Origin of the sequence: Streptomyces sp. (assembly GCF_035563135.1) — a bacterium.
Taxonomy (GTDB): Bacteria; Actinomycetota; Actinomycetes; order Streptomycetales; family Streptomycetaceae; genus Streptomyces.
The window spans coordinates 1-3,840 of sequence record NZ_DATMVN010000361.1; the positions used below are offsets into that span (position 1 = coordinate 1).

Sequence of the window (3,840 nt, forward strand, 5' to 3'; positions counted from 1 at the left end):
CGCGCTGCTCACCACGGGCGACGATCCGCTCGCCGGGCTCAGCACCTGGCAGGACGCCGTGCGGATCGCCGCGTCCCGCCCCACCGCCGGGCTCACCGCCACGACCCGGGCGCTCTACCGGGAGCTGGCCTTCGCCACGGGGCGCAACACGACGGACCTGGCCCGGGCCGTCGCAGCCTGGCGGCAGGGCGGCGCGGAGGGCCTGGAGGTGCTGGAGAACCCGTGGGACCCGCCCGCCGGCCCGTTCGACCGGGCCAGGCCCGCCCTCGCCGCGGCCGACTTCCCGCGTTTCCAGCCCTGGCGCAACCACCTGACCAACGCCACGGGCACGCTCCAGCTCCGCTTCGGCCACGACAGCCGCTGGTACGGCTACGAGTCCGACCCGGGCGAGGACGACTGGTGGCCCCGGGCCGCGCCGGACGCGGACCCGGTCGCCGCCCTCACGGCCCTGCGCCGCTGACGCCCCACGGGCACGCCGGCAGGGCGAGGAGGTCCCGGGCGGGCCACCCGGAGCGGTGAGCCCTACGCGGCTGCCACCGGGGCCGCGGGGAGGCAGACGCCGCGGCCCGCGAAGAAGCGCTCGAAGACCGGCAGCGGAAGGTCGGCCGCACGGGTGGCGGCCGTCGTCCCCGACGGGTTGTGGAAGTGGACACCGGCCCCGTCCGGTGTTCGGGAGGTCAGCAGCACCAGATGGCCACCGCGCCCCGGAGCCGGCTGTTCCGGGTGGCGGATCCCGTAGTGCACGGAGACCATCACCCTGCGGCCCTGGTCCAGCAGGTCCAGGATGCCGGCGGGGGAGAGGTGCCGGTGGACGACCGCGTCGAGGCCGTGGACCTCGGACGTGTACCGGGCGAAGGGGGCGTAGACCAGTCCCTTGATCACCCCGTCGGCGTCCTCGGTGTACGCGTCGTACTTCAGCGCCCCGTCCCGCAGGGCGAACAGGGACGGGGCCCCGGAGCCGAGTGCCATGCGCAGGCAGGCCATACCGCACAGATGGCCTGCCCAGCGCGCGTACTCGGCGGGGGACGCCGCACCCGACTCCGCCCAGCGGGGGTCCCCGGCCGGATCGAGTCCGCCCTCCACGATCGCCTCCACCAGACCGGGTGACGCGAACTGCGTGTGCACGGGCGTACGGCAGGTCGGGCAGATCACTGGCGGTATCCGTTCAGGAAGCGGCCGATGCGGCTGATCGCGGCGTCCAGGTCGTCGGCGTACGGAAGGGTGAGGATGCGGAAGTGGTCCGGGCGCGGCCAGTTGAAGCCGGTGCCCTGCACCACCTGGATCTTCTCCCGCAACAGCAGATCCAGGACGAACCGTTCGTCGTCGACGATGTCGTGGACCTTCGGATCGATGCGAGGGAAGGCGTACAGCGCGCCCTTCGGCTTCACGCACGACACCCCCGGGATCTCGTTGAGCCGCTCCCAGGCCCGGTCGCGCTGCTCATGGAGCCTGCCGCCGGGTGCGGTGAGTTCCCGGATCGACTGCCGGCCGCCGAGCGCGGCCTGGATGGCGTACTGCGCGGGGGCGTTGGGGCACAGCCGCATGGAGGCGAGCATGGTGAGCCCCTCCAGATAGCTGCGGGCGTGCTGCTGCGGGCCCGACACCACCATCCAGCCCGAGCGGAAACCCGCGACGCGGTACGTCTTGGACAGACCGCTGAAGGTGAGGCAGAGCAGATCGGGAGCCAGCACCGCCACGCTGTGGTGCTCGGCACCGTCGTACAGGATCTGGTCGTAGATCTCGTCGGCGAACACCATCAGCCCGTGCCGGCGCGCCAGGCCGAGCATGCCGTCGAGAACCTCGCGGGAGTAGACGGCGCCCGTCGGGTTGTTCGGGTTGATGATCACCATGGCCCGGGTGCGGTCGGTGATCTTCGAGGCCATGTCGGCGAGATCGGGGTTCCAGTCCGCCCCCTCGTCGCAGGTGTAGTGCACCGCCTTCCCGCCCGCGAGCGTGGTGACGGCGGTCCACAGCGGATAGTCGGGGCTCGGGATCAGGATTTCGTCGCCGTCCTCCAGAAGCCCCTGCACCGCCATGGAGATCAGCTCGGAGACGCCGTTGCCGAGGAAGATGTCGTCCACGTCGACATCGGCCAGCCCCATCGCCTGGTAGCGCTGCGCGACGGCGCGGCGCGCGGACAGGATGCCGCGCGAATCGGTGTAGCCGTGTGCCTGGGGGAGCATCCGGATCATGTCCTGGACGATCTCCTCCGGCGCCTCGAAACCGAAGAGTGCCGGATTGCCCGTGTTGAGGCGGAGCACGCTGTGGCCCGCCTCCTCCAGGGCGTTGGCCTGTTCGATGACCGGGCCCCGGATCTCGTAACAGACCTCGTTGAGCTTGCTGGACTGCCGGAACTCCATGCGGTGCCTCCCCGACCCCGAATTGCGATACTTGGTTTTACCAAGCTCGGGCTTGGAAAGTCCAACAACATGTCTAGACTGCGTCGTATGCCACGTCAGCAGCAGCCCGCACGCCCCGCCCGCCGCCGGAGCTACGACCAGTTCTGCGCCACCGCCCGTGCCCTCGACTCCGTCGGTGACCGGTGGACCCTGCTGATCGTCCGTGAACTGCTGGCCGGCCCCCGCCGCTACACGGATCTGCACGCCGATCTGCCCGGAGTGAGCACGGATGTGCTGGCCTCCCGGCTCAAGGACATGGAACAGGGCGGGCTGGCCGTGCGCCGCCGCCTGCCGCCCCCGGCGGCCGCAGCGGTCTACGAGCTGACCGAGCACGGCCGCGGCCTGCTCCCGGTCCTGACCGCGCTCGCCCGGTGGGGCGCACCCGCGCTCGGTGAACGCCGCGCCACGGACGCGGTCAGGGCCCACTGGTTCGCGCTGCCGCTGCTGCGGGCCCTCCAGGGCCTCACCCATGGCGGAGTCATCGAAATCAGGCTCCCGGAGGGTGAGTTCCACATCCGTACCGGTGCGGAGGCGGAAGGAGGCGGGGCATACGGATACGGCCCCGCCGGCCACCCGGACGCATGCCTCGTGCTGGACACGGACGACGCCCTGGCGCTCGGGCGCGGCGGGTGCACGCTCGCGGAGGCGGTCGAGGCGGGGCGGGTGGAGGTGCTCGGCGAAGGGCCGCTCGCCGGTGAACTCCGCGACGGGCGGGGCCCGCGGCCCTGACCCCCGGCTCACGGAGCGGCAGGGCGATGATGGACGGGTGCACTTTCAACCCATCACCTGGGAACGGCTGGCCCGCACCCTCGCCGCTCACGCCGACGGACTCGAACCGGCCGACGGCGGGTCCTGGCTGAGGATCGGCATCGACGGCGCTCCTGCCGCCCGTCCCGAAGAGCCGGCCGCACACCTCGCCGAGGCGCTGCGGTCCCGTGGACGCCCGGTGCTCACCGTCTCCACGGGCGGCTTCCTGCGCCCGGCGAGCCTTCGCTACGAATACGGCAGACAGGACCCGGACTCGTACGCCGACAGCTGGTTCGACACCGGGGCGCTGTGGCGTGAGGTGTTCCGCCCGCTCGACGCGGGGGGCAGCGGACGGGTGCTGCCCGACCTCTGGAACCCCGTGACGGACCGGGCGACCCGGAGCCCGTACCAGGTGCTTCCCGAGGGCGGGGTGCTGATCCTGCACGGGCCGCTGCTCCTCGGGCACTGGTTCCCGTTCGACCTCGCGATCCACCTGAGCCTCTCACCGGGTGCGCTGCGACGGCGTACGCAGGAGGGTGAGCGGTGGACGCTGCCCGCCTTCGCGCGGTACGAGGACGAGGCGGCCCCGGCCGAGCGCGCGGACGCGGTCGTACGGGCCGACGACCCGCACCATCCGGCCTGGACGGGACTCGGAGGTTAGGGTCTTTCGGTCCGGCCTGGTCGGCGCCCGGCC

4 protein-coding genes and 1 pseudogene are annotated in these 3,840 nt (G+C 72.3%); 3 read left to right on the top strand and 2 right to left on the bottom strand.

Features of this window, described 5'->3' with window-relative positions; genetic code table 11:
- Positions 1-460 (top strand): annotated as a pseudogene (locus VN520_RS15630) (hypothetical protein); the annotation flags it as partial.
- 62 nt (positions 461-522) lie between these two features.
- On the opposite strand, the gene VN520_RS15635 reads toward VN520_RS15630, so the two are convergent.
- Both VN520_RS15635 and VN520_RS15640 read right to left on the bottom strand, forming a co-directional pair.
- Entirely contained in the window at positions 523-1,125 is a 603-nt protein-coding gene (locus VN520_RS15635; protein ID WP_325747525.1) for a peptidase, read from the bottom strand.
- Between the two features lie 23 nt (positions 1,126-1,148).
- Entirely contained in the window at positions 1,149-2,360 is a 1,212-nt protein-coding gene (locus VN520_RS15640; protein ID WP_325747526.1) for a pyridoxal phosphate-dependent aminotransferase, read from the bottom strand.
- Between the two features lie 69 nt (positions 2,361-2,429).
- Here VN520_RS15640 and VN520_RS15645 point away from each other — a divergent pair, with 69 nt between their 5' ends.
- Positions 2,430-3,128: a helix-turn-helix domain-containing protein gene (locus VN520_RS15645; RefSeq protein ID WP_325747527.1), complete on the top strand. Its 699-nt coding sequence runs from the start codon at positions 2,430-2,432 to the stop codon at positions 3,126-3,128.
- A 37-nt stretch (positions 3,129-3,165) separates the two neighbouring features.
- Positions 3,166-3,807 (top strand): uridine kinase, encoded by a 642-nt coding sequence (locus VN520_RS15650; protein WP_325747528.1) that lies wholly within the window; start codon positions 3,166-3,168, stop codon positions 3,805-3,807.
- Positions 3,808-3,840: the final 33 nt, after the last annotated feature.

Coding starts and splice junctions, on each gene's coding strand:
- VN520_RS15640 (WP_325747526.1), bottom strand. CDS start 2,360: ATGGAGTTCCGGCAGTCCAGCAAGCTCAACGAGGTCTGTTACGAGATC.
- VN520_RS15645 (WP_325747527.1), top strand. CDS start 2,430: ATGTCTAGACTGCGTCGTATGCCACGTCAGCAGCAGCCCGCACGCCCC.